The organism is Chloroflexus sp. (assembly GCF_049970315.1).
Lineage (GTDB): Bacteria > Chloroflexota > Chloroflexia > Chloroflexales > Chloroflexaceae > Chloroflexus.
Window position 1 is genome coordinate 52,295 of the sequence record NZ_JBMFNE010000020.1, and the last position, 26,299, is coordinate 78,593.

Below are 26,299 nucleotides of genomic sequence, written 5' to 3' on the forward strand. Positions count from 1 at the left end.
CTCATCTTACTGGCGACCACTATAATTAGGGGCTTGCTTCGTGATAACTACATCGTGCGGATGGCTCTCGATCTGGCCGGCGGTGGTAATGCGGATGAAACGCGCATCGCGGCGGAGGGCCTCGATATTGGCAGCTCCAACGTACCCCATTCCGGCGCGCAACCCACCTACTAGCTGATACACTGTGTCGCTCAGTGGACCTTTAAACGGAACCATACCCTCGATGCCTTCAGCTACTAGTTTACGTGCTTCAGTAACGTTGGTCTGGAAGTACCTATCGCCACCACCGCGCTGCATAGCCCCAATACTGCCCATACCGCGATAGCTCTTGTAGCTGCGGCCTTCATAGAGGATCAGTTCGCCCGGACTCTCTTCAGTTCCGGCAAAAATCGAACCGATCATCACGCTATGGGCACCGGCAGCGATTGCTTTCGGAATATCACCGGAATACTTGATCCCACCATCAGCGATAATGGGAATGCCATACGGCTCAGCAGCACGTGCGCAGTCGAAAATCGCCGTGATCTGTGGCATCCCGGCGCCGGTGACGACACGGGTCGTGCAGATCGAACCCGGCCCTTGACCGACTTTCACGCCATCGACACCACGTTCGATGAGCGCGATGGTCGCGACTGCGGTAGAAACATTGCCGCCGATGAGTTGAACACGCGGAAAGAGTTCGCGTAACTTGACGACGGCATCGAGCACACCGCGCGAATGGCCGTGGGCCGTATCAATCACCAACACATCAACACCGGCTCGCACGAGTTCAGTGGCCCGCTCGATATAATCGCCGCTAACACCAACGGCTGCGCCGACGCGCAGCCGTCCTTTCTCGTCTTTGCAAGCGTTCGGGTATTCGATCCGTTTCATAATGTCTTTCACGGTAATCATCCCGCTCAGCTTGCCACGTTCGTCCACGACGAGCACTTTCTCGATCCGATGACGGTGCAAGACCTCTTTCGCTTCTTCGAGAGTTGTTCCTTCCGGTACTGTGACCAAATTGCGCGATGTCATCAGTTCGCGGATGGGGCGAGTGCGGTCGGTCTCGAAGCGGAGATCGCGGTTAGTGATGATACCGATCAGATCACCATCGGCAGTGGTGACGGGTACACCGGAGATTTTGTATTCGGCCATCAAGTCGAGTGCATCGCCGACGGTACGGTCGGGTGGTAACGTGATGGGATCGGTGATCATCCCACTTTCCGAACGTTTGACTTTACGCACCATCTCGGCCTGCTGTGCAATCGGCATGTTTTTATGAATGATGCCAATCCCACCTTCACGGGCCAGTGCGATTGCCAAGCGATGTTCGGTCACAGTATCCATCGCGGCGCTAACGATGGGAATGTTCAGACGGATAGTGCGGGTGAGCCAAGTTGAAACGTCAACAGTAGAGGGTAAGACGTTCGATTCGGCCGGGATGAGGAGCACATCATCAAACGTGAGTCCTTCGCGGGCGAACTTTTCTTCCCATGCGATACCCATGATTGCCTCCGTAGAACGAAGATGTACAAAAAACCCCCGCGGCCAGCGCAGGGGAATGAACGACTGCTGACACAGAACGGCACCGTATAGATACGTGCCGATTGATCTTAACTATACTCCGACCGCGCCGCCTCGTCAAACAAAGGAGTGTACGTTAGCATGAAAACTTGCTACTACTCTGTCATGACGGGTATTCTCTTATGAGAAAAGAGATGCTATGATAAAGCATAACACAATGCAGCATGGGTAAGGAGTAGTGATTATGGGTAAGCGAATTCTCCGTGGGCTGGCCTTCGTCGTCGCCAATGTGATCGTCATGATCATCTTGCATGGCAACTCACGCCAATTTTGGCCGAAGATTCCCTATCTGAGTTTACGTAACGAAAGTACATTGGAGCACTCGCGCCTGCTGTTCAACACTCTGCTGGTGGTTACGGCTGGACAAGCCCTTATCGGTAAGTTGCCACGAGAGCGTTGGTTGCCGCGCGGGATCGTCATGGCTGTATTACCAGGCTTACTTCCGGCACTGATCTTTTTCGGTCAGCGGGTATTGCGGCTTCAGGGTGAAACCGGTGAACGGTATAATCTGAGTCTGGTGCCAATCTTGCCCATTGTTGCTGTAGTTCTGGAAGAGGTACTGGTTGACAAACTCAACCCCTCGACGCCTGAACCACACGCTGATTACAGTCATTTGGTGTAGAACGGCGACACCTGTGAGGCGGAGGCGGAACCTATCCGCCTCTATCGACATCTTCATCGCCACTCGGCGAACATCACATCGCCACCGCGGGTCGGTACCCCAACCCCACCACGTACAGCCACACCCTGTTCATCACGGACGGTAAACGTTACTTCTTGGCGGACACGCAGGCCACAGACGCGCGCGTTGCCATTGCTATCGAAAGCGCTGCGTAACTGTAATCCATCAATACTTATGCCCCATCCGAACGTACTGATACCGGTAATTTGAACTAAAATGCAGCGCGTATCTTCATTTTCGCTCAATTTGACGAAGCGCAGACGAGGCAGCTCAGATGGCACGGTCGGCGTTGGGGTTGGTGGCGTCGGTACATCAGTATTGTCGACCAGCCAGCGTTCAAGGTAACCGATCTGCCCGATCAAGTTCTGATCGCCGCTGGTGCGGATGCGTAACTGATACCAGCCTTCAGGTTGGGTACTCAAGACTTCAACCTCATCACCATTACGCACCGGATAGGTTAATGCGCTTTCCGGTGATGGTTCTTCGTGCATGAGGGTAAATGCCCCGTTTGCATCCACGGTAATCCGCTCTGTGTAGACGTATTCAGGTCGGACACCGGCGATTACCCGCACACTGCTGTAGTCGCGTAACGTAATGGCAGCGCCGGGTACCGGTGTACCATTCAGTTCGAGGGTAAATGGAATCGCACCGACGATATCAATATTCAGATTGTTGATCTGCAAGCGCAATTCTCGGTTGCTGCTGCCGGCCACAATGGTGAGAGCGATCGGCTCATAGCCGGCGGCACGCAAGATAGCGGTCTTCACCGTGCTTAAACCGTCTCCCTGTACGGTAAGTTCAAGCGGACTCGTCCCGATATAAAGTTCAGCCGGAGTGATCCTATCGACCGTGAGCGACAGACGCGGGCTGGTGGGAGATGGTAAAACCGATGTTAGCGATGGCTCCGGTGTCGGTAACGAGTTGGCAGTTGGTTCAGCGGTTGGTAGGTTTGTTATCGTCGAAAGCGTCGTGCGATTCAGGCCAATTGCCGCAAGGATCATCAATATCACAATCGTCATGATGCCAATTGCCAGGGGGAGCGACCAGCTCAATGTGGCTTGTTGCTCAGGCAATGCGCTCGTTTGGGCGATTTCGCGTTCGAGCGAGTCGATGGTGCGCATCACCTCACTCGTGCGCGGATCGCCGGTGGGCAGTCGATCAAGTGCGTCGCGGTAGATACTGAGGGCTTGGGCAGGTTGCCCTTGAGAGCGCAACGTATCGGCGTTGTCGATCAACGCAATCACCGGATCGGGAAAGGACGGCATTGTGGACTCAGGACTCAGCGGTTCATCTATTGCCAGCGACGATGATGGCAAGATAGCTTGCCACTCTTTGAGCAGCGGGCAGGCCATTGGGGTTTGGCATTGCCAGAGACGTTCAAGCATTTGAGCCGGACCGAGTCCCCAGCGTTGCGCCAGCGCATCGCGCAGAATGTGGAAGCGTTCGGTAGGCCGCAGCAAATCTTCTGGCGCAAAGAAGCTTTCATCAGCCGATGCCGCACGTACCTGTTCATCACACCAACCGAGTAGTTCAAGTATAAGTAATGCACCGCCGAAGCGATCCACGGCCAAACCCGTTGTGGCAACTGGGTGTTGGTATGGCCCCTCTGGTGTTGATAACGGTAAATGTCGGATCCCAACGCCGTGCATAGTTTCAAGGTCGACGAGGGCGATGGGAGCAGTGGCCGCCGGATCGATCAGGCCGGGGAGCATTATGTTCGCCGGTTGCAAATCACCGTGGGCGAGACCACGCTGCTCAATCTCGGTGAGCAGATTGGCAAGAGCGCGGGCAAGGCTCAAACTTTGGGTAGGGCTGAGCGGACGACGGTGCCGGATCAACTCTTGCCAGGTTGGTCCGTGTAACCAGGGCATCAGAATGGCATAGTCGAGTTCAGGCCATGCTGCTACCAGTGACGGTTGATTCGCTGCGGTAATGACCAGGCGGCGTGCTGCCTGGAGACCGGGAATGGTGCTCAGACTTTGCAATTGTTGCGCGTGGTTTACAAGAGCCGGATCGCGCAATTGCGATTGCACCTTGAGCGCGACAAACCCACCTGCGGTTCGCAATTGAACAACATGACTATGGGAGCCTGCTTGGACGAACGGTCGACCGGGAATGGCCGGGTGGGCGCAAACCTGATAGGTAATCCCATCGATGATTAATTGGTCGTCGATCACTGGTTGAAAGAACATGGATTGTAAAGATGTATAAACTCAGCGCTACGTTAGCCTGGGTGTGTGGCCGGTTGGTAGAGCATCGTTGCCCATGTGTACGGTGTACAGTGCCGAGTTGAAGGGTGAGATGGAGTATGATTGTTTGTAACTGCACTGTATATTATAGAGTATACCACCTAAGCCGGTAAGTCTGAACTTGTGACGGAGTACCGTAACGGGAACTTCCTAGGTTGTTTTCATGATGCGAATAAGCGTTTTGAAAGAGCAATGCATGACGTGCATACCGCTATTCTCGATTTGATCTACCGTGATTGAGCCTAGATCACGGTTTTGTTCGCTCATTCTGGGCAAATAGTGAACAATTCTCAATTATTGAGGGCTTGACGAAGTGCGTTATCGAGAGTAGTCTATAGTATGCACCCCTTGTTATATCTATCACAACCGGTACAGATCATGACTTGCATGGAGGAGGACTGTCGATGATCGACACTGCGCCCCCTGCCCCCTCACGGGCGCCCCGTTCCAACCCAATACGGGATCGTGTTGATTGGGAAACCCAGCGCGCAGTAGCGCTTGCTAATCCCGGCGCGTTTCACGGTGCCATTGCCCGCACGGTAATCCATTGGTACGATCCGAAGCACAATTGCTGGATTCGCTTCGATGAGAGTAGCCAGCGTTGGGAAGGTCTCGATGCTGCTACCGGTACACCGGTCACGGTCGATTATCCCGCCGACTATCAGCCGTGGCAGCAGGCTTTTGACGATAGTGAAGCACCGTTCTACCGCTGGTTTTATGGTGGTCTGACGAACGCCTGCTTCAACGAGGTTGATCGGCACGTTATGATGGGTTACGGCGATGAGGTCGCTTACTATTTTGAAGGCGACCGTTGGGATAACTCGCTCAACAACGGGCGTGGTGGGCCGGTTGTACAAGAGACGATTACCCGGCGACGCTTGCTAGTTGAGGTGGTGAAGGCTGCGCAGGTGTTGCGCGATCTTGGTCTCAAAAAGGGCGACCGGATTGCGCTGAATATGCCCAATATTATGCCGCAAATTTACTATACCGAAGCGGCGAAGCGTTTGGGCATTATTTACACACCGGTCTTTGGTGGATTCTCCGATAAAACCCTCTCAGATCGTATCCACAATGCCGGTGCGCGGGTGGTGATTACCTCTGACGGTGCGTACCGCAATGCACAAGTTGTTCCGTATAAAGAGGCGTATACCGATCAGGCTCTTGATAAATATGTGCCGGTTGAGACAGTTCGCCGCATTGTTACCGAAACACTGACGACCCTACCGTTGAGTGCTGACCAACGCCAGAAGATTATTGATGAAGTTGAGTCGGTTCTTTCCGGTGAAATTACCATCGAGCGTTCCGATGTGATGCGTGGCGTTGGTGCGGCACTGGCCCAGATCCGTGATCTTGATGCGGCAACACAGGCCAATGTGCGTACTGTGTTGGCGCAGGCGTTGGTCGCTTCGCCACCCCGCGTCGAAACGGTAGTTGTGGCACGTCATACCGGCCAAGATATTCTGTGGAATGCCAATCGTGATCGCTGGAGCCACGAGCTGTTAGAAGCGGCACTTGCGAAAATCTTGGCAAACGCACGTGCTATCGGGATCGATGTGCATAGCGAAGCCGATCTACTGAAGTTGCCGGACGATCAGCTCATCCGTGCGCTGTATGCGAGTGTGCCCTGTGAGCCGGTTGATGCCGAGTACCCGATGTTTATCATCTATACCTCGGGGAGTACCGGTAAACCCAAGGGAGTCATCCACGTTCACGGCGGGTATGTGGCCGGTGTGGTGCATACGTTGCGGATAAGCTTTGACGCTGAGCCGGGTGACACGATCTACGTCATCGCCGATCCGGGCTGGATCACCGGTCAGAGTTATATGCTTACGGCGACGATGGCCGGTCGTTTGACCGGGATCATCGCTGAAGGTTCGCCGCTCTTCCCATCGTCAGGGCGGTATGCCAGCATTATTGAACGGTACGGGGTGCAGATCTTCAAAGCCGGCGTCACTTTCCTCAAGACGGTGATGTCGAACCCCCAAAATACCGAGGACGTTCGCCTCTACGATATGTCGTCGCTGCGGGTTGCTACCTTCTGTGCTGAGCCGGTGAGTCCGGCTGTGCAGCAGTTTGGTATGCAGATTATGACCCCTCAGTATATCAATTCATACTGGGCGACCGAGCATGGTGGGATTGTGTGGACCCACTTCTATGGGAATAACGACTTCCCGCTCCGCCCCGATGCACATACGTACCCGCTGCCGTGGGTGGCCGGTGATGTATGGGTAGCCGAGACCGACGAGAGCGGGAATGTGCGGTATCGGGTGGCCGATTATGAGGAGAAGGGTGAAATTGTCATCACTGCACCGTATCCCTACCTCACGCGCACAATTTGGGGCGATGTCCCCGGCTTTGAGGCGTATTTGCGCGGTGAAATTCCGCTGAAGGCGTGGAAAGGTGATGCTGAGCGGTTTATCAAGACGTACTGGCGGCGTGGGCCGCACGGTGAGTGGGGCTACATTCAGGGCGATTTTGCCATGAAGTACCCGGATGGCAGCTTCACCCTGCATGGCCGCTCAGACGATGTGATCAATGTGTCGGGCCACCGAATGGGTACCGAAGAGATCGAGGGCGCGATCTTACGTGATCGCCAGATTACGCCCGATTCGCCGGTTGGGAATTGTATCGTTGTCGGTGCTCCCCATCGTGAAAAGGGTCTGACGCCGGTTGCTTTCATCCAGCCCGCACCGGGGCGACGGTTGACGGCTGCTGATCGCCGACGACTCGATGAGTTGGTGCGCACCGAGAAGGGTGCGGTGAGTGTGCCCGAAGATTATATCGAGGTCAGTGCGTTTCCCGAGACGCGCAGCGGTAAGTATATGCGCCGCTTCTTGCGCAATATGATGCTCGATGAGCCACTCGGTGATACGACGACGCTGCGTAACCCTGAGGTGCTTGAAGAGATTGCAGCTAAGATCGCTGAGTGGAAGCGCAAGCAGCGTCTGGCCGAAGAACAGCAGATTATCGAGCGCTACCGCTACTTCCGCATTGAGTACCATCCACCTACCGTAAGTGCCGGCAAACTGGCGGTGGTGACGGTGACAAATCCGCCGGTTAATGCATTGAATGAGCGCGCACTCGATGAATTGAATACGATTGTTGATCACCTGAGCCGGCGGAATGATGTTGCGGCGATTGTGTTTACCGGCCAAGGTGCCAAGAGCTTCGTGGCCGGCGCTGATATTCGCCAGTTGCTCGAAGAGATCCACACGGTCGAAGAGGCAATGGCGCTCCCCAATAATGCGCACCTCGCCTTCCGCAAGATCGAGCGTATGAACAAGCCTTGCATTGCCGCGATTAACGGTGTAGCGCTCGGTGGTGGTCTGGAGTTTGCAATGGCTTGTCACTACCGTGTGGCCGATGTGTACGCCGAATTCGGTCAGCCTGAAATCAATCTGCGCTTGCTACCCGGTTACGGCGGTACCCAACGCTTGCCACGCTTGCTCCACCGGCGGAGCAACGGTACCGGTTTGCTCCGCGCGCTTGAGATGATTCTGGGCGGCCGCAGTGTTCCGGCGGATGAGGCGCTTGAGCTGGGCTTGATCGACTCTATCGCCACCGGTGATGCCGATGCATTGACGCTGGCCTGCTCGTTGGCCCGCGAGGCAATTGCTTCTGATGGTACGTTACGTGAAGATGCCGCTGTGACCAAGGCTTTCCGACAGCGCCACGCGCAACTCGAAGAGTGGCGCAAGCCCGATCCGCATTTTGCCGATGACCAATTGCGCTCGATCATTGCCCATCCGCGTATCGAGCGGATTATTAAGCAGGCTCATACGGTTGGGCGTGATGTGGCGGTGCATCGTGCGCTTGATGCGATCCGCTACGGTTTCATTCACGGCTTTGAGGCTGGCCTTGAGCACGAAGCAAAGTTGTTTGCCGAAGCAGTGGTCGATCCGAATGGCGGTAAGCGTGGTATCCGCGAGTTCCTCGATCGCCATAGCGCGCCATTGCCGACGCGCCGGCCATTGATTAGCCGTGAACAGGAGCAACTGTTGCTGGAGCAGAAAGAGCTGTTGCCGATTGGATCGCCCTTCTTCCCCGGTGTGGACCGGATTCCGAAGTGGCAGTACGCGCAGGCCTTTATCCGCGATCCGGAGACCGGTGCTGCGATGCACGGCGATCCGATTGTCGCCGAGAAGCAGATTATCATTCCAGTCGAGCGACCACGTGCAAATCAGGCCCTGATCTATGTGCTGGCCTCTGAGGTCAACTTCAACGATATCTGGGCGATTACCGGTATTCCGGTTTCGCGCTTCGATGAGCACGACCGCGATTGGCACGTGACTGGGTCGGGTGGAATTGGTTTGGTGGTGGCTCTTGGCGAAGAGGCACGTCGTCAAGGCCGTTTGAAGATCGGTGATCTGGTGGCAATTTATTCGGGCCAGACTGATTTGCTCTCACCGCTCGTGGGTCTCGATCCAATGGCGGCCGATTTCGTCATTCAAGGGAACGATACACCCGACGGTTCGCACCAGCAGTTTATGATTGCCCAAGCGCCGCAATGTATGCCGGTGCTGCCGGACATGACGCTGGAGGCTGCCGGTAGCTACATCCTGAACCTCGGTACCATCTATCGTGCGCTCTTTACCACACTGCGAGTACAACCCGGTCGCACGATCTTTATCGAGGGTGCCGCAACTGGTACCGGTCTCGATGCGGTGCGGACCGCAGCCCGCAATGGCTTGAACGTGATCGGTATGGTCAGTTCGCCGAGTCGTGCGGCGACGGTATTGTCAGCCGGTGGTAAAGGGGCTATTAACCGAAAGGATCCGGCAATCGCCAACTGCTTTACCCGTGTCCCCGAAGACCCGTCGGAATGGGCTGCATGGGAAGCCGCCGGTCATCCGCTCCTTGAGATGTTCCGTGCCCAGAATGGTGGTCGCCTGGCCGATTATGTGGTCTCGCACGCCGGCGAGACGGCGTTCCCGCGCAGCTTCCAGTTGCTCGGCGAGCCACACGACGGTCATATCCCGACGCTGACCTTCTACGGTGCGAGTAGTGGGTATCACTTTACCTTTATCGGCAAGCCCGGTGCTGCTTCGCCGACCGAAATGCTGCGGCGGGCCGGGTTGCGGGCCGGTGAAGGTGTGTTGATCTACTACGGTGTCGGAAGCACCGAATTGATCGACGGCGCCGGTCTTGAGGCAATCGAGGCTGCCCGTCTCATGGGCGCTCGGATTGTGGTGGTGACGGTCAGTGACGCACAGCGCGAGTTCCTTCTTTCACTGGGCTTTGGTGCTGCCTTGCGCGGTGTGATCAGCATTACCGAGCTAAAGCGACGCTTCGGTGATGAGTTCGATTGGCCAAAGACGATGCCACCCTTGCCCGACTCACGGAAGGACCCGCAGGGCTTGAAAGAAGCGGTGCGGCGCTTTAACGATCTCACGTTCAAGCCGATCGGTAGCGCTGTCGGCGGTTTCTTGCGCACACCCGATAACCCGCGCGGGTATCCCGATTTGATCATCGAACGTGCCGGGCACGACGCGCTGGCGGTGAGCGCTATGCTGATCAAGCCGTTCACGGGTCGGATCGTCTACTTCGAGGATATCGGTGGTCGTCGCTACTCTTTCTTCGCGCCTCAGATTTGGGTACGTCAACGCCGTATCTACATGCCGACTGCCCAGATTTTCGGTACGCACCTCTCGAACGCTTATGAGATTGTGCGGATGAATGAGGAGATTAGCGCCGGTCTGATTACGATCACCGAACCGGCAGTGGTACCGTGGGATCAGTTGCCGGAAGCTCATCAGGCGATGTGGGAAAACCGCCATACCGCGGCTACCTACGTGGTCAACCATGCCTTGCCACGGCTTGGGATTAAGACGAAAGACGAGCTGTACGAGGCATGGACGGCAGCCGATCGTGAATAGGTACGGTACGCTTACCAAACTTGTTGTCAGGCGAGAGGGGCGGATCAAGTAGCCGCCCCTCTCACCATTTGCGCTGGTTGCAGTTACGTTCGCCGTGGCTGTCCTGCCGGACAAATGCGTTCTAGCCAGATAATTCCACTCACAGCGATGGTAAGTAAACCGGCGAAGACGACGTATGCTTCGGAGGGGCGCGCTTGGGTTACGTAGATTCCAGTTAGCCCACTTGCACCGGCCAGTAAGTAGCAGGTGAGCACTGCTTCGCGCTTGGTTAGGCCAAGTGCATGGAGCCGGTGCGAAAGGTGATCTTTGCCGGCGGTGGTAAATGGATTCACCCGCCGACGTACTCGCGAGACGAACACTAACGCGAGATCAAAGAGCGGCAAACCGAGTACGCAGACCGGCACGAGCCACGTTACCAATGGTGTGTTGGCAAGAAAACGTAACTTGATCGCTAACGCAGCGAGAACAAAGCCGATGAAGAGACTGCCTGTATCACCCATGAAAATGCTGGCCGGATTGAAATTGTAGCGGAGAAAGCCGAGACACGCCCCGATCAGTGCAGCGGCCATTGCTCCAACTAGCACTTGGCGCGGTTCGTTCATTGCGGCCAGCAGGAGAAAAAAGGCGGCAGCAATTGTCGCTATGCCACCCGATAATCCATCCATGTTGTCGAGAAAGTTGATCGCGTTGGTAATGACTACAACCCAACCCAGAGTGATGATCCAGTTGATCACCGGCCAAGGGAAGAGCTGCACCTGTGTCCCGCCGAGGAGAAGGACCGTCGCGGCTAGTATTTGCCCGGCCAATTTGAGAACTGCCGACATACCCCAGCGGTCGTCGGCCAACCCAAACAGTGAGATGATCGTAGCCCCGAGAAGGATTCCGATTAATTCTCGGATGTAGTTCAGATTACCGAACAATAATAGTGCTACGACAAAGGCCGTGTAGATCGCGGCTCCTCCTAACAGTGGAATCGGTGTCGTGTGGATGTCGCGGGTACGGGGGACGGCGATCACACCACTCCGCAAGGCGGCTCGCCGTGCGATAGGTGTAGCGACGATTGAAAAGGTTAGTGCGGTGATGAAGATGAGTGCAATATTAACCATACTAATACCCTAACGCAAAGCCGCGAGTGTAAGCTACTTAGCGCTCCGCATGCCAATTACCTTGGATGCGGCGCGGTAGCGGCTGTTGTTAGCACTTAATTTCAGCTCTCTCTCTTTTGCTCGTCAGTGCCCAACTCACAATTACTTCGCGATCTTTGCGTTCTTCGCGATCTTTGCGTTACCGCAGTTGCTCAATCTGCTTAATCAGTTGCTCAACTCGGGATAACTCACCGGTACGACCGCTACGCTGCAAAACCGCCAACATACGGCGTGCCTCGGTCAATGCTGCATCATATTGAAGTGTCTCACTCAATACCAACGTATACTGCTCGCTCAACGCAGTATTTGTCGGTTGGATCGACACTGCACGTGCATATGGCTCAACGGCGCCGGCAAAATCGTTTGTCTGCACCACGAGGCGGGCGACGGCTGCATACAGGTTTGCAGCTTGTGCTTCAAGGGTGGGTAGTTCGAACGCCCGTTCCGGTTTTTCCCGCGTTTCGGCTAACACCCGCTCTGCGCGCGCCGCCTGTACGGCGAAAGCGTCACGCAGTTGGTTAAGCAGATCGGGGCGACTGTTCAATGCGGGAGCAATCCGATCAAGGTTCTCAACCATCTGCTGAGGTGCTTGCTCGATGGCGCGGAGGTAGTATATCGTGGCTGTATCGAGATCACCGCTGCGAATACGGATCAGCTCACCGCGTCGGAGAGACGTGTCACCGAAGTTCGGATCGAGTCGAGCCGAAGTGTGCAACAACTCATCGGCCTGTTGGAAGAATGTGCCGGCTTGTGCAGCATCACCGCTAACAGTGGCATATTCGGCCAGTTGTATCAGGACACCGGCCCGCTCGTTCATCAGTGCAACATCTTGAGGGGCAATCTCGGCGACGCGCTCATACCACTTGAGCGCCGTATACAACCGTTGCACATCGTTCGTCCAACTATACCAAAATAGATTGATTCTGCCGAGATTTGCGTAATGGTCTTTGTTGAGTGGGCTAAGTTGATGGGCATGCAATAATGCCGCCTCTGCGTGGGCAAGTAAACTTAACGGCGAAGAACGCTGGACGAATCCGGTCACCGCCTCTATCCCGTCGAGACGTAACAGTGCGTCAAGACGAGGTTGACCGGCCTCACCAAGATTGACACCTTGGAGACGGAGTGTTTCGGCAAGTGACATTAAGCTACGGGCAAGGTGCAAGTAGTAAAAGTCCTCACCCGGATTAGCCCGGATGGTGGCGATATATTCATTGAGGGTAGCGAGCTGGGTGCGGATCGAAACTTGACCCTGGTCGCTATAGCTTTGACCTTGCTGAAAGCGCATGTCGGCGTAAATGGGCTGTATGTTCAACCACCAGATCAGGCCGGCAGTAATCAGACCTATCAGAGCGACGGTGCCTATCGTACCGGCAATCGGACGGCGAGCGGACGGACGGCGTACCGGCGGGCGCGGTTGGTTTCGGCGCGTAGATTGGCGTTCGGCCCGCTGCGCCACGACCGGTTCAGGGGTTGTGGTTGGTCGTTGGGCATGCCCGTGCTCGATGCGCTCTGCTGCGATAGCCAACCCTATCAACAACCAAAACATCATCAGGGTTGCCACAATGGGGATACCGGTTAGTCCTTCGACCACATGGGCAGTGATTGCGCTCAAAATACCGATGATGAACAGTTGATACTGCCAACTCGTCGGTCGACGCAATTGACGAAAGCAAAACCAGACCAGGCTACCGATCAACCAGAGATAGGTTCCTAAGCCAAACAAGCCTTTTGTCACAAGCTCATCGAGCAATGCCTGATGTGAACGATCGGGGGAAGCGCCACGCGCTTCAACATTTGCCAGCGACGGTGGATAGAAACGATTGAAAGCGACGAACATACTCTCCGGCCCCCACCCGATGAGGAGGCGCAGTGGATCACTCGTGATCAGACCGATAGTTCCGCTCCCGTGCTCATCTCCCACCCAAATCAACCGCCGTACTAAACCGGTACCGCTATCCACTTCCAGCAGTCGCCCCATACGACCAAGGTACGGAATTTCGCGCATTTGGGTAAAGATGGGAGCATCAGATAGATTAAACACGATCAGAAACCCACTGACCGAGACGGTCAACGCTATCCAGCCAGCCAATGCCTGCGTCAGCAAGCGACTACCGCTAAGATTGCCATTTGCCCGTAACCGTTGTCGCCCGTACCACAGCATCAACGAGATGAATACGAATAGTCCAGCTCCGAGTCCGATCCATGGACCGCGACTCTGGCTGAAAAAGATGGTTAACAAGACAAGGATCAATACAACCGCGTGGGCGATAACACTAAGCTGCCACGTCAAACGTGACGGTTCGGGCGGTGGATTACCGACAAGGGTGAGGCCATAGCCGATAACTAAGACAGCTATCGCTAATCCGAGCCATACGCCCCAATCAAGCGCATTTGCTGCGATGTCGGGTGATGCAAATTGCTGTACGCCGGCAGATGCGTTCATAACGAACGCTAATGCAAAGCCTAGCAGATACAGGAGGGTAAGTATCAGTGGCCAGCGTGGGAGTGCTTGGTTACGATGAACTGTTAGTAGCCACCAGAGTGCAGTCGCACAGATGATTGCTCCTGGGAAGAGCCACCAATAACGAAAGTCAATTGTCTGAATTGCTACACTAAACTTCAAGATAGCGATAATCAGGAGGGTGCCACTCAACCAGAGTGAGACACGTGACAGCGCCCAGCGCCATTCGGCGGCCGGTCTATCGCTTGTTGGGGCGACTCGTGCAGCGGCAAGAGTCGCACCCAGTCGGTAGAACGCTAGCGGTACGATCATAATTAAGTAGGCTGCCACGAAAATCGAATTCCCCAGCGTTGAGGCGACGCGGGCAATCACATCACCGCGCCACGGCAACGGATCAAGCTGATAATGCTGCATGATTCCGTACATCGATACGACAGTGGCGGCAGACAGACTTAGTGTGACAAAGCGCTCTCGTTGGGCTGGTGTACGTAAGGCGACGGCGACTAACACACCTAACATCACGTAGGAAAGGTAGGTGTACAACCCCTGCATGCGTTGGTATGACCCCCATAGGCTAGCTGTGGGCGTGATGGACGTTATGGCTGTCAAAGCAAATACCGCTGTATAGGCCACGATTGACCAGAGGAGCGGCGAGGCACGCACGGTTTGCCACCATGACGTCGGTTGGGTATCGGAAGGACGCTGACTGAGCCAATCAAGCAACCAAGCCAACCCGGCGGTGAGACCGATCAACGCGAGCGAACGCAACACAGCCGCCTTGTCAGGTTCAAAATGGCGGGCCGAATAGAGGTTAAAATAAATTGGCACGAGTGTCAGGGCCAATAACCAGCTAGCCTCAATCACCCGTACACTCCAGCGACCAATCGTACTCTGCGAGGACATGATGAATTCGAAGCCTCTCTGCATGTCTTGATACTAGGATTTTGTCATCAGTTCGGCTTGGCGGTGCGATTTCCAAGTCTGTGCTCGTTCGAGAATCTGACGAGCATTAGCCCGACTATGGTCGTTGGGAACACCATCGAGCATTGCCGCAAGCTCATCGATCCGTTGTTCGGCGGACAACACCTCAACGCTGGTGCGTGTGCGCCCGGCATGAACCTCTTTACGGATATGGTAATGCGCGTTAGCGAACGCTGCCACTTGCGGCAAGTGGGTAATACACAGTACCTGATGACGTTGACTAATCGCCCAAAGCTTCTGTCCAACCACGTGACCTGCTCGGCCACCGACACCGGTATCGATCTCGTCGAAGATCAGGGTTGGCACCTCATCTACCCGTGAAAGAATCGACTTCAGAGCCAGTAGCAAACGAGCACTCTCGCCACCTGAGGCGATACGGGCCAGCGGTTTCAGTGGCTCACCGGGGTTAGGGGCGATCAAAAACTCCACCCGATCGATGCCGGTCCGATCGCAAGCAACCCGGCGTCCGTTTACCGGTAGCCCCTGTGGATCATCGTCGTATGTTATCTGAACGGCGAAATGGACGTTAGGCATCGCCAAATCTTGCATTGCCTGGATAATCTGGTGACTCAATTCATCACCAACTTGACGCCGGCGCTGCGATAATTCAATGGCAAGACGGGCCAATTCAGCCTGTAAAGCCTGCTCTTGCTTCTCAAGATCGGCAATATGGCTCGTGCGATTACGCAGATTCTCAAGCTCTGCTTCAGCTTGCGTAGCCCGCTCGATGAGCGTAGCCAAATCAACCCCATACTTGCGCTGTAAATCCCGCAGTACTGTTAGCCGCTCTTCGATCATGTCGAGGCGACGCGGATCGATATCGAGATCAGCACGATAGCTGCGCAATGCCGCTACCAAGTCTTCCAGTTGATAATGGATATCGGTAGCTTGCTGCGCCAACGGAATTGCGCGCGGATCAAAGCGGGATAATTCGTTCAAGGCGTCAACCGCAAGAGCCATAGCGTCAATCGCTGATCGTCCACTTCGTCCCTCACTACCGGCATACAGTACACGGTACGCATCATCGGTTAAGCTGGCAATCCGAGCTGCATTCTGAGCAATAGTCCGTTCCCGTAACAATGCTTCCTCTTCGCCGGGTTTAAGCTTCGCTGCCATGACATCGTCACGCAGCATCTCCAGCTCTTCGATCCGCTCTTGTCGATGAGCTTCTCCGGTGCGGAGTTCGGCTAATTGGGCTTGTACCGTTCGCAATGCCGTCAACTGATCAGCAACCCGCTGCCGTATCGGTAACAAATCACCAAACCGGTCGAGCAGTTCAAGATGGGTACGGGGGTTAAACAGTGACTGACCTTCGTGCTGACCATGAATATCGATCAGCCGGCTCCCAATCTCGCGTAAAGTGGCGCTATTGACTGCACGCCCATTGATCCGAGCGATGCTACGCCCCGACTCGGCAGAGATCTCACGAACCAGAATGACTTGATCGTCGTCTTCGGTCAGTAAACCGAGTTCGGTCAGTAGCGGGAGTATATGCGGACAATCATCAAGGCTGAAGACACCTTCAACCCTTGCTCGTGGACATCCGGCGCGGACAAAGGTAGGATCAACTCGCTCACCGCGCAAGGTACTGAGAGCGTCAATAATAATCGACTTACCGGCACCAGTTTCACCGGTAAGCACAGTAAAGCCCTGCTCAAAGCGCAGATGCAGACGATCAATAATAGCGAAATCCTGAATCTGCAACTCGATCAACATATCGCAGGTGCCACGAATGTCTCAGCAGTGTCAGCGGTATCATCCTGCGAGCATTGTACCATAACCGGTTTGCCATTATTTGGCTGTCGGTCTATACGCAAACATAGCACAAAGGTTCTTGACAGTCAATCTGTGCTCTGGTATAATCCCGAACAAGTGAGCTAAGAACTTTTGTTCTAATTACTAGCGGAGGAGGACTGCCATGGCAGTAACAAGTCGTGAAATCCGCTCGACACGCCGGATGCCATCAGTTCCTGTACCGGTCTCTTCATTCGGCAATACCGCGTACATCGTGACCGGTTTACTGGCCATTTTAGCGCTCTACGTCCTTGTCAGCGGCCTGATCGGTTGGGGGCAGGTTGTCGTTGATGACTGGAGGTATGGGCGACCGCGTACCTTTCATCTCACTGCCGACGTTGGTCGCGCAGAGGAGACGATGGGGCCGACACGCTTGATCGCCATGAATCTCGATCGGCAGGTGCTCATTTTGGAAATTCCCGGCGGTGATGTTTCCAAAACCCGCACCATTATCGGACCGTACCTTGTTGGCGCCAACGAGGACTTGACCCCGATCACGATGCGGTTAGCCGATTTGAACAACGATGCGCTACCCGATCTCGTTGTAGGGATCAAGAACGAGGAGATTGTCTATCTCAATCGCGGTGATGGTTTTGGGCTGGTAACGGCGGAAGAGCGGCAGAACATTTTGCGCCAGATGTCTGTTCGTTAGGAATGTTGTGGATGAGTTAGCCATACACGTTTAGTCTAGTCATCGTACACCAATGGTGACTGCTGTCGGTTAGCTATCGAGCAATGCGAGTTGGTCACGAGTGGCTTAACTATGGCGTAGATTGCAACGTCTCGTTTTTGCAGCGTATGAAGTCTGTACCGCGAAGAATGAGGTGACAACTGTTGAAGGATAACGGTACGGAAGAGTATCAAGAAGATGTAACAATGCGTGTAGCGAGCATCAGTCTCTCACGGGTGATAGAATGGCGTACTCGCTGTGACATGGCGAGTACGCCATTATCATAGCAACAGTAGCGGTGGGGCAGGTTGCCGGGCAACGTGTCGCAGTGGTTGTGGGGCAGGTTGTCGTGGGCGTCGCGGCGGGGCTGGTTGTCGCGTGTTGTGAATGGAGGGGCTAGTCGTCGCGCGTCGTAGCGGGGCAGGTTGCCGGGCAATGTTTCGCGGTTGGATGTGGGGCTGGTCGCCGGGCAACGTATCTCAGTGGTGTGTGGGGCCGGTCGCTGGGCAATGTGTCGTGGTGGCGTGTGGGGCAGGTTGCCGTGGGCGTCGCGGCGGGGCTGGTCGTTGAGTGTCGTGGCGGGGCTGACCACCGCGCGTCGTGACGGAGTTGGTCGTCGCCGTGTGTTGTGACGGGGCTGGTCGTCGCTTGTTGTGGCGCGATAATGGGTGGAGCTAGTCAGTCACAACGCTGCTACTTTGTTTAATTTTATTTAATCACCCATGTCACGTATAACCACATCTGGTATCTCGGTGATCAAGTTAGACCCATACAAACCGGCGGGAGTATGGAATCCTGGTGTCACATTCCCATTCAATACTTTCTGTACAATCAACAACGCAGTCTGTACCGTGAGTGTGTATCCTTCTGGACCGTCTAATCGGCTTATCACACGCCGTCCACTAAGCTCGGAGGCTTCACCAACAATCGTACTTCGCCCGTGGGTACGGCTCGTTAGGTCAGGACCGTAGAGAGTACGGGCCAGCAACCAACGCAATCCCTGACGTATCACCGGTAACTTTATCATCGGTAATAGCCGTCGTCCTAATCCAAGCCAGTACCGTGCTCGTCGTGGAATTGCAACAAACACTTTAATGTTGGGAATACCGGTTGTGTAGTAAGCTGTCGCAACATCACCCCATGGAATACTGACACAGGGTTGTGGTCCGCGTCCAAAATCGAACGTGCGAACTTCCGATAGTGGTGGTGTTCGGATTAATCTGCCGTTACGTCGTTCACAGCCAGTGGCTGCCATAGTTAACATAGTAATCGCAGTTCCGCGTGAAATGCTGCCGAGCGCACGAAACGCCAGTATCAATGTCGTTGCTGTCGGCAAGCGACGGGCGAGATGGGCGGCTAGACAGTCTGACGGTACGATGTCGAAGCCCACACCGGGCATCAGCATGATACCGGTCTGTTTGGCAACTCCGTCATAGGCCGCTGCTGCCTCAAAGACACTAATCTCGCCGGTGATATCGAGATAATGCACACCGGTAGATAGACACGTATCGATCATCGGTGAACTTGTCTCTTGGAACGGTCCGGCGCAGTGCAACACTAATTGCGCCCCACGTAGTGTGTTGCGCAGTCCATCTCGATCATCGAGGCGGCAAATCGTAAACGGTACGTTCAGTTCTTGTGCCAATGCTGCAATCACCTCTGCGTTGCGCCCGGCTAAGCGTGGCCGGAGTCCGGCAGCCACCGCAGCACGAGCGATAAGTGTTCCGGTGTAACCATTCGCACCGTAGATGATCCAATCGTTCATACTCACCTTTCGCGTAAGCGAGGAATCGTTTCGTATCTTCACAATGATACATCACGGTTTTGATACAATAACAGCGCGTGCCGATATGTATTTCAATGAGTGCCATCTATGGATACAGAACTTTGTTTGCAACCGGCCACCGTTATTGCTCGTCTGATCCGCCAACGCGCCGTTTCTGCCAGCGAAGTGCTCGCTGCACACTTGTCACGGATCGAGGCGATCAATCCTCGCGTAAACGCGATCGTAACGCTTGATGTTGAGGGTGCCCAGAGGCGGGCCAACGCCATCGATGCTGCTCTAGCTCGTGGCGAAGACCCCGGACCACTAGCCGGTTTACCGGTTGCCCACAAAGATCTGGCCGAAACTAAAGGTCTACGCACGACGTATGGTTCTCCGATCTTTGCCGATTTTGTCCCCGATTTTGATGCACTGATCGTCGCCCGTCTAAAAGCTGCCGGTGCAGTGACGATTGGGAAGACGAATACGCCTGAGTTTGGGGCCGGTTCGCAGACGTTCAACCCGATCTTTGGCCCGACTCGTAACCCCTACGATCTGAGCAAAACGTGTGGAGGTAGTAGCGGTGGTGCGGCGGTAGCTCTTACTTGTGGCCTCATCCCAATTGCCGATGGTAGTGATTTTGGCGGATCACTGCGCAATCCGGCAGGGTATTGTAATGTGGTTGGTTTTCGTCCCTCTCCCGGTCGGGTGCCGGTTTGGCCCGATCCCACGCCGTATTTGCCGTTTGTAGTCGATGGCCCAATGGCACGTACCGTGGCCGATATTGCTCTTGTGTTACAGGCAATTGCCGGTCCTGATCCGCGTGCGCCGCTCTCGATCAGCGAGCCGGCCGGTATCTTTGCTCAATCACTCGAACGTGACCTGCGTGGCGTGCGGGTTGCATGGAGTCCTGATCTAGGTGGTTTGCCTGTCGATCCGCGCGTTACTGAAGTAATCATGGGTCAGCGTGCAGTGTTCGAGCAACTTGGCTGTATCGTTGAAGAAGCCACCCCCGATTTGCGTGATGCCGATGAGATCTTTCAGGTCATGCGCGCCTTTCGCTACGAACTCACCCTTGGTGAGTTGCTCGATCACGAGCGTGCGCGAATCAAAGATACTGTTGTATGGAATATTGAAACTGGGCGTGCGTTAAGTGGCCCACAAGTTGGGCGTGCGATGCGATTGCACGCGGCGCTATTGGCTCGCCTGTACGAGTTTATGCAGACGTATGAATTTATCATTGCACCGGTGAGCCAGGTGCCCCCATTTCCGGTTGAGCAGCCGTACATTACCGAGATCAATGGTGTACCAATGCAGAATTATATTGAGTGGATGCGCTCATGCTATTACATTTCGGTCTGTAACGTACCGGCGATCTCGGTACCGGCCGGTTTTACCCGCGATGGTCTACCGGTTGGGATCCAAATTATCGGGCGACCAAGAGCTGATCTGAGCGTTCTCCAGCTAGCCTATGCCTACGAGCAGGCCACGCAATATTGGCGACGCCATCCGTCCCTCGCAACGAAATCAAATTGATAGTGCTATAATGCATACGTGCAAACTGTATCATCACCGGTTAGAATACCATCTATGTTGGGACGGCCACAGATCATCTTCTTCTGTGAGCTAGAAGGGCCGCCCCTCCTTGAGTTGCTCACGCAGCCGGGAGTGCTCTCGTTCCTGGCAAATGGCGAGTATGGTATTGCTGTTGCACTGCACAACCTGTCGCTTGAAACAGCGCAAGCGGTTGCATTGCTCAACCAACATCACATTCCGGTGATCGCTTGGCTGCTGTTGCCTGCTGAAGAAGGTTTCTGGTTCAATCTCCAGAACTATCCGCAGGCGATTGAGCGGTATCGGGCGGTGCGTCAGTGGGCATCGACACACTCGCTACATTTTCAAGCTATTGGGATCGATATTGAGCCGCCTTTAGGTGAGGTCATTGCCAGTCGGCGACGTGGTATGCGCGATATTGCCCGTCGCATTTGGCTTGCTCACGAAAATGTCCTGTACGAGAGTGCGCGAGCGGCCTATCTCGATTTAATCGCCGAAATTCATCACGATGGCTATGAAGTGCATACCTATCAATTACCGGTTATCGTTGATGATCGGCGAGCCGCAACAACGACGATCCAGCGCGCACTCGATATTATTGACTTGCCTGCCGATGTTGAAGTTCTGCTCTGCTTCAGCAGTATTCCGCTCGAACAATTGGGCAACGACCTTGGTGGTGCTCTAATCGATAGCTACGGTCCGTCGGCTGATGCAGTTGCCGTCGGTTGTATCGTCGGCAGTGCTGTACGTTCTAGTAGCGCCGAGGATTTACCGCCACTGACATGGGATGCGCTCGAACGGGATCTACTGCTCGCCGCTCAATATACCGATACCATCTATCTCTTTTCGCTCGAAGGATGTGTTGAGCGGGGATTACTGCCGCGTCTCGCGCAGATCGATTGGGGTTCCCCGTCTCGTCCAGAACTTGCGAAGCGTCTGATCGTGCAGATGCTTCGCCTCTTGCTCTTCATTGTTGTGCTGGCGATGCGGTTTAGCCGTCCATTGCTGGCATGGTCGGGTTGGATTGTAGCAGCGATACTCCTATTCCGTCTTCGCCAACAAAAACGTTATGACCACCACCTCACTCACCGAGATTGAAAGGGCGCTACGCGCCGAAATGGTATTGTGCGGTCGCCTGCTCTATGAGCGGGGGTTGATCGTAGCCGGTGATGGTAATCTCTCGGCCCGGCTTCCTGATGGTACGATTTTGATGACTCCGGCCGGTTTGGCCAAAGGGATGCTGACCGCCGATGATCTGGTCGTCGTCGATCTCGACGGACGGTTAATTCGGGGAGAACCCAATCGCCAGCCGTCCTCAGAACGCTATTTGCATCTCTTTGTCTACCAACATCGGCCCGATATTATGGCTTGTGTTCATGCTCATCCACCTACGGCGGTTGGGGCTACTCTTGCCGGCGTTAGTTTAGCTGAGCCGTTGCTGCCTGAAGCGCAGATCGCCCTCGGTCCGATACCAACTGCACCGTATGCTCTCACCGGTACCACCGAGATGGGAGCGGCAATTGCCCCATTTGTCGCCGATCACGAGGTTATCCTATTAGCGTATCACGGTGCATTAACTTACGGTGCAACGCTGATGCAGGCCTTCCACCGAATGGAACAAGTTGAACACTGTGCGCGTATCCTGCTAGCGGCCCATCTGTTTGGTGGTGCGCGGCCCTTACCGCCCGAGCGTCTCGCCGAATTGGCCGAAGTACGGCGGGCATTTCGGCTGGCCGGGCGTGTGTGATGAAAGGAGAAAACGATGAAACTTTCTCCGGCTAAAGTTGATCAACTGGCAACAATGCTAGTTGATGTGTTAGCTGAAACCGATGGCGTGCTGTTTCAGACGAGCGATCCCGAATTGCGGGCCGCAATTCGCGAGATTATGATCGACGAGCTAGAAGTTGAAGATCGCTTGAACGCCGAGGTTCATCAGATGTTGCAAGCGTACAAGTATGAGATTACCCACGGGCGTCTCGATTATGATACGCTCTTCCGACGCTTACGCCAGCGCCTGATTGCCGAACGTAAGATCGTTCTCTAATCAATGAAATGACCAGGACAATAAGTTGAAGACGTGGCTAACCGACAACCTGATTGATGATCCACGCGAACAGACAACCGCTGCTACCGATCTGTTGTTGGCAGTGGGAGCTTATATCGCAATATGGCGTCTGCACGGTGAACCAAGCTGGCGTCGGCAAGTCTGGCAGAGTGCATTTGGGATCCTGGTTGGGAGTAGCGTGCTCGGCACGATTGTTCATGGTTTGCGTCTATCTGAGGCCAGCCGTGAACGCCTCTGGCAGCCCCTCAATTTGTTGCTCGGTTTGGTGCTTGCTCTGTTCGCCACCGGCGCAATCAGTGATCGTTGGGGAAAACGGGCCGGTCAATGGGTGTTGCCGCTGTTGGTCATTGCGGCCCGTGGTTTTGTGTGGCTGAGCCGTCGTGTACAACGCGGGTTCCTCCCTTTCATTCTTTACGAAATTACAGTGATGCTCACTGCATTGGTGATCTACATCGATCTTGATCGCCACCGGTATCCTGGTGCCAGAAACATCACTATTGGTATTCTTATCACGATGCTCGCCGCCGGTATACAAACTAGTTCCTTAGAATTGAGGATCGGCAAGCTCCCGTTTGACCATAATGGTCTGTTTCATCTGGTGCAATTGACAGCTTTTCCCTTCCTTGTTGAGGGTGTTCGGGTTACATTAGCGGCAAATCCTGAAAGTTGAAATTAGGTAGATGGGTGATGGTAGCTTGGACACAGTGCTTTTGGCTCATTGTAGTGGTCGTCGCATTGGTGGCGTGTAGCAGTGGTGTTGTCCCACTCCGTGAAACACAGATTGTCGATGATCTCGAGATAACACTCGATACACCAAACCGACCACGGATGAATACCGCCGTCGATTTTATCGTCTTGCTCCACGATGCCCAAGGCAACCCGGTCGATGATGCCAATGTATACCTCGATCTTGACATGCCGGCGATGCCAATGGGCGTCACCAGGCCGGTTGCACTACCCGATGGGCCGGGTCGCTATTGGGCACGCACGGCGTATACTATGGAGGGATTATGGGAAATTACCGTTGTGGTGGAACGTTATTCAATGACCTATCGGGCAACGTTCCACCGCGATGTGCTGCAATAACGGAGAACATCATGCTACGATTACGATTAATCCTGCTCTTCACCTTGAGTATAGTCGTCTTCATAACCGGATGTGCATCGCAAACTGCGACTCCGACACCGGCGGCTACACCAATAGCCCCGGTTATCGCAGCCTCGGAGTTGGTCGTGGGTCCCAACCGACTACCGTTTGGTCTGTTACAGGGTGGGGTACCGCTCAACGATCCAAATCTTTCGCTCAATGTTACCTTCTACTATGTTGGTCCCGGTGGCGATCGAACGAAACCGGTGATGACGGCCCAAGCGGTGTACCGTGGTCAAGGGTTACCGGTCGGTTTATACGTCGCTTATGCTACCTTTGATCGAGCAGGTGGTTGGGAAGCCGAGATCGACATCCCTCAAGCGACCGGATCGCAACGGAGCCGAATCAGACTTGACGTGAGTGAACGGGCTTTTGCCCCGATGGTAGGGGATAAGGCTATTCCGGTACGCAATCTCACTGCTGCCGATGTACCGTCCCTCGATCGTTTAACTTCAGATCCTCGTCCCGATCCTGACTTTTATCGCCTGACCGTTGCAGAGGCGCTAGCGAGTGGTAAGCCTTTTGTCGTTTCCTTTGCCACTCCCGGCTACTGCCAAACTGCCGTATGCGCACCGAATATAGCCGTGTTGAAGCAGCTAAAAAACGAATTCGGGGATCGCGTCAACTTTATCCATATCGAAGTGTACCCCTATCCATTCGGCGAGTCATTTCAACAGGCCAAGACGGTTGATGCTATGCACGAGTGGAATCTACGTACCGAGCCATGGACATTCTTAGTTGACGCGAATGGTATCATTCAAGCCCGTTACGAAGGTGGGATCACCTTTGACGAGTTGCGTCCGGCGATTGCGCAACTAGCCGCCGGACAGCCCGTCAATCCCTAGGCAACGTCTCAACAGCCAAGGTTACGCTTAATCCACCCTCTTGCCCGGCTTCCGCCGGTGTCAAGACGGGTGAAATGCATGCGTCGAGGTTGGCAAACGTATCCATCCATGCAGCCAACGAACGCTGACGGAATGTAGCTGCAAGGGTTTCGATGAGCATGCGTTGAGCCGGACGATTGTACTGTAACGGAATAAGATCGGGCCGATCAATAGCGGCACACATCCGCTCCCAGAAATGCGTTTCCAGCGCAGCTACTGCCAGCCAGCGCCCATCGGCAGTCTGGTACAAACGGTAGCACGCGAGACTACCGTTTAGTGTATCAAGCGCAGCTAAGCCGGCGTATGCCAACGCCAACGCCGGTGTATTAAGCCAACGTGCGGCAGCGAGCATCGAAGTCTCGATACGTCCACCTCGTCCTGAGTGTTGGCGAGCTAATAAACCTGCCAATACGGCACTTGCTGCCATAAGACCACTCACCATATCGGCTGCATGCACACCGAGCACACGTGGTGGTTGTTCGCCTACTGTCAGCATGCCACTCAATGCTTGTGCATTCAAGTCGTGTAACGCTGCCGCACGGTGTGTGTGACCAATTGGCGCGCCTCTGATCGACACGATCAGCAAGCTTGGGTTAAGCTGTAACAAAACCTCGTCTGACAGCCCAAGTCGATCAAGTGCTCCCGGACGTAGACCATCGATCAAGATGTCGGCTACTCGCACGAGATCGTGCAATACTGCTAGTGCATCAGGTTGGCGCAAATCGAGTGTTTGACAGTGCTTGGCTCCATTCAGGAGAGCAAACAGTGGATGTTCGCCGGTCTGATCAACTGGAGGCAACGTTCGCATAGGGTCGCCACCGGGCCGTTCGATCTTGACGACCCTTGCGCCTAATCCGGCCAATAAAGCACCACACAACGGCCCCGGAATATAGTTCGCGATCTCAATCACCGATATGCCATGCAATGTCTGTGAAAGGTCAAGCATAGGTATGCACCACTCACCAGAGCGACTGCCAATGGTGTTATCGTAACACAACCGCCACACGAGCCTGTTTGAACAAGAATCCATACAGATAACCGAAATCGAAAAACGTTGTTTAGAGCACTATGAAGCGAAAAATCGAGAAAATAGAAACCTCTTGACAACTTAGAAGCAGAGTGATATACTATCGGAGCTGGAACGAACGAGGTCTCACTCGCGAGTAGCGAGGCAGACTAAACAAGTGGAGAGCAAACCGAGCGAAACGCGCTGAAGACAATTCAGAGACGTCGCCAGGAAACTTCAGTAATGCTGAACTTTCCTGGTTTTGTTTTCTCCCTCGTTCCGCAGCGCACCTTCACAACTGAATGACGAGTAAGCCAGAAATAGATGCCACGTCAATTCGGTGAAGGGAACAGCGTAAGCTGTAACTCGACACCATCTATGCTATGTAGAGTTTGATCCTGGCTCAGGACGAACGCTGGCGGCGTGCCTAATGCATGCAAGTCGAACGCAGCGGCCGT

18 protein-coding genes and 1 rRNA gene are annotated in these 26,299 nt (G+C 54.6%); 12 read left to right on the forward strand and 7 right to left on the reverse strand.

What is annotated here, in order from left to right:
* Positions 1–6 precede the first annotated feature (6 nt).
* Positions 7–1,488 (reverse strand): IMP dehydrogenase, encoded by a 1,482-nt coding sequence (gene guaB, locus ACP5OT_RS13360; protein ID WP_424676050.1) that lies wholly within the window; start codon positions 1,486–1,488, stop codon positions 7–9.
* A gap of 262 nt (positions 1,489–1,750) precedes the next feature.
* Here guaB and ACP5OT_RS13365 point away from each other — a divergent pair, with 262 nt between their 5' ends.
* Positions 1,751–2,188, forward strand: a complete 438-nt coding sequence (locus ACP5OT_RS13365; RefSeq protein WP_428132394.1) for a hypothetical protein — start codon at positions 1,751–1,753, stop codon at positions 2,186–2,188.
* 53 nt (positions 2,189–2,241) lie between these two features.
* Here ACP5OT_RS13365 and ACP5OT_RS13370 read toward each other — a convergent pair whose 3' ends face one another.
* The gene (locus ACP5OT_RS13370; protein WP_424676048.1) at positions 2,242–4,440 is read right to left on the reverse strand and encodes a serine/threonine protein phosphatase; all 2,199 of its coding nucleotides are present in this window, start codon (positions 4,438–4,440) and stop codon (positions 2,242–2,244) included.
* 461 nt (positions 4,441–4,901) lie between these two features.
* Here ACP5OT_RS13370 and pcs point away from each other — a divergent pair, with 461 nt between their 5' ends.
* A complete protein-coding gene (gene pcs, locus ACP5OT_RS13375; RefSeq protein WP_424676047.1) occupies positions 4,902–10,373 on the forward strand; it encodes a propionyl-CoA synthase subunit Pcs in 5,472 nt (1,823 codons plus the stop codon).
* Positions 10,374–10,456: 83 nt separating this feature from the next.
* Here the strand turns inward: pcs and ACP5OT_RS13380 are convergent, their stop codons facing one another.
* From ACP5OT_RS13380 to recN, 3 genes are all read right to left on the reverse strand, one after another.
* Complete coding sequence (locus ACP5OT_RS13380) at positions 10,457–11,479, reverse strand: MraY family glycosyltransferase (RefSeq protein WP_424676046.1); 1,023 nt, start codon at positions 11,477–11,479, stop codon at positions 10,457–10,459.
* Between the two features lie 178 nt (positions 11,480–11,657).
* Positions 11,658–14,882: a hypothetical protein gene (locus ACP5OT_RS13385; protein ID WP_428132397.1), complete on the reverse strand. Its 3,225-nt coding sequence runs from the start codon at positions 14,880–14,882 to the stop codon at positions 11,658–11,660.
* A gap of 33 nt (positions 14,883–14,915) precedes the next feature.
* Positions 14,916–16,676, reverse strand: coding sequence for a DNA repair protein RecN (recN, locus tag ACP5OT_RS13390; RefSeq protein WP_424676044.1), 1,761 nt, complete (start codon positions 16,674–16,676; stop codon positions 14,916–14,918).
* A gap of 202 nt (positions 16,677–16,878) precedes the next feature.
* On the opposite strand from recN, the gene ACP5OT_RS13395 reads away from it, so the two are divergent.
* Together ACP5OT_RS13395 and ACP5OT_RS13400 are read left to right on the forward strand one after the other, a co-directional pair.
* Positions 16,879–17,406 carry a hypothetical protein gene (locus tag ACP5OT_RS13395; RefSeq protein WP_015942089.1) on the forward strand — a complete coding sequence of 176 codons (528 nt, stop codon included), beginning with the start codon at positions 16,879–16,881 and terminating at the stop codon, positions 17,404–17,406.
* A gap of 470 nt (positions 17,407–17,876) precedes the next feature.
* A complete protein-coding gene (locus ACP5OT_RS13400; protein WP_424676043.1) occupies positions 17,877–18,056 on the forward strand; it encodes a hypothetical protein in 180 nt (59 codons plus the stop codon).
* Positions 18,057–18,136: 80 nt separating this feature from the next.
* Here the strand turns inward: ACP5OT_RS13400 and ACP5OT_RS13405 are convergent, their stop codons facing one another.
* On the reverse strand, positions 18,137–19,189 hold the full coding sequence (locus tag ACP5OT_RS13405) for a saccharopine dehydrogenase family protein (protein ID WP_428132399.1): 1,053 nt from the start codon (positions 19,187–19,189) through the stop codon (positions 18,137–18,139).
* 108 nt (positions 19,190–19,297) lie between these two features.
* Between ACP5OT_RS13405 and ACP5OT_RS13410 the strand changes: the two genes are divergently transcribed.
* Genes ACP5OT_RS13410 through ACP5OT_RS13440 form a run of 7 tightly spaced genes read left to right on the forward strand, consistent with a single transcriptional unit; the run spans position 19,298 to position 24,796 of the window.
* The gene (locus ACP5OT_RS13410) at positions 19,298–20,722 is read left to right on the forward strand and encodes an amidase (protein ID WP_424676041.1); all 1,425 of its coding nucleotides are present in this window, start codon (positions 19,298–19,300) and stop codon (positions 20,720–20,722) included.
* Positions 20,723–20,776: 54 nt separating this feature from the next.
* Positions 20,777–21,838, forward strand: coding sequence for a hypothetical protein (locus ACP5OT_RS13415; RefSeq protein ID WP_428113078.1), 1,062 nt, complete (start codon positions 20,777–20,779; stop codon positions 21,836–21,838).
* Positions 21,810–22,487 (forward strand): class II aldolase/adducin family protein, encoded by a 678-nt coding sequence (locus ACP5OT_RS13420; RefSeq protein ID WP_424676039.1) that lies wholly within the window; start codon positions 21,810–21,812, stop codon positions 22,485–22,487. The genes ACP5OT_RS13415 and ACP5OT_RS13420 overlap by 29 nt, the downstream gene beginning before the upstream one ends.
* A 15-nt stretch (positions 22,488–22,502) precedes the next feature.
* Complete coding sequence (locus ACP5OT_RS13425) at positions 22,503–22,784, forward strand: DUF507 family protein (RefSeq protein WP_015942094.1); 282 nt, start codon at positions 22,503–22,505, stop codon at positions 22,782–22,784.
* Between the two features lie 25 nt (positions 22,785–22,809).
* Positions 22,810–23,475, forward strand: a complete 666-nt coding sequence (locus ACP5OT_RS13430; protein ID WP_424676038.1) for a DUF6962 family protein — start codon at positions 22,810–22,812, stop codon at positions 23,473–23,475.
* 17 nt (positions 23,476–23,492) lie between these two features.
* On the forward strand, positions 23,493–23,891 hold the full coding sequence (locus tag ACP5OT_RS13435; protein WP_428132401.1) for a FixH family protein: 399 nt from the start codon (positions 23,493–23,495) through the stop codon (positions 23,889–23,891).
* Between the two features lie 11 nt (positions 23,892–23,902).
* Positions 23,903–24,796, forward strand: coding sequence for a TlpA family protein disulfide reductase (locus ACP5OT_RS13440; RefSeq protein WP_424676036.1), 894 nt, complete (start codon positions 23,903–23,905; stop codon positions 24,794–24,796).
* Here the strand turns inward: ACP5OT_RS13440 and ACP5OT_RS13445 are convergent.
* On the reverse strand, positions 24,786–25,781 hold the full coding sequence (locus tag ACP5OT_RS13445) for a CaiB/BaiF CoA transferase family protein (protein WP_424676035.1): 996 nt from the start codon (positions 25,779–25,781) through the stop codon (positions 24,786–24,788). The genes ACP5OT_RS13440 and ACP5OT_RS13445 overlap by 11 nt on opposite strands.
* Positions 25,782–26,221: 440 nt before the next feature.
* Between ACP5OT_RS13445 and ACP5OT_RS13450 the strand changes: the two genes are divergently transcribed.
* Positions 26,222–26,299 (forward strand): 16S ribosomal RNA (locus tag ACP5OT_RS13450); the annotation flags it as partial.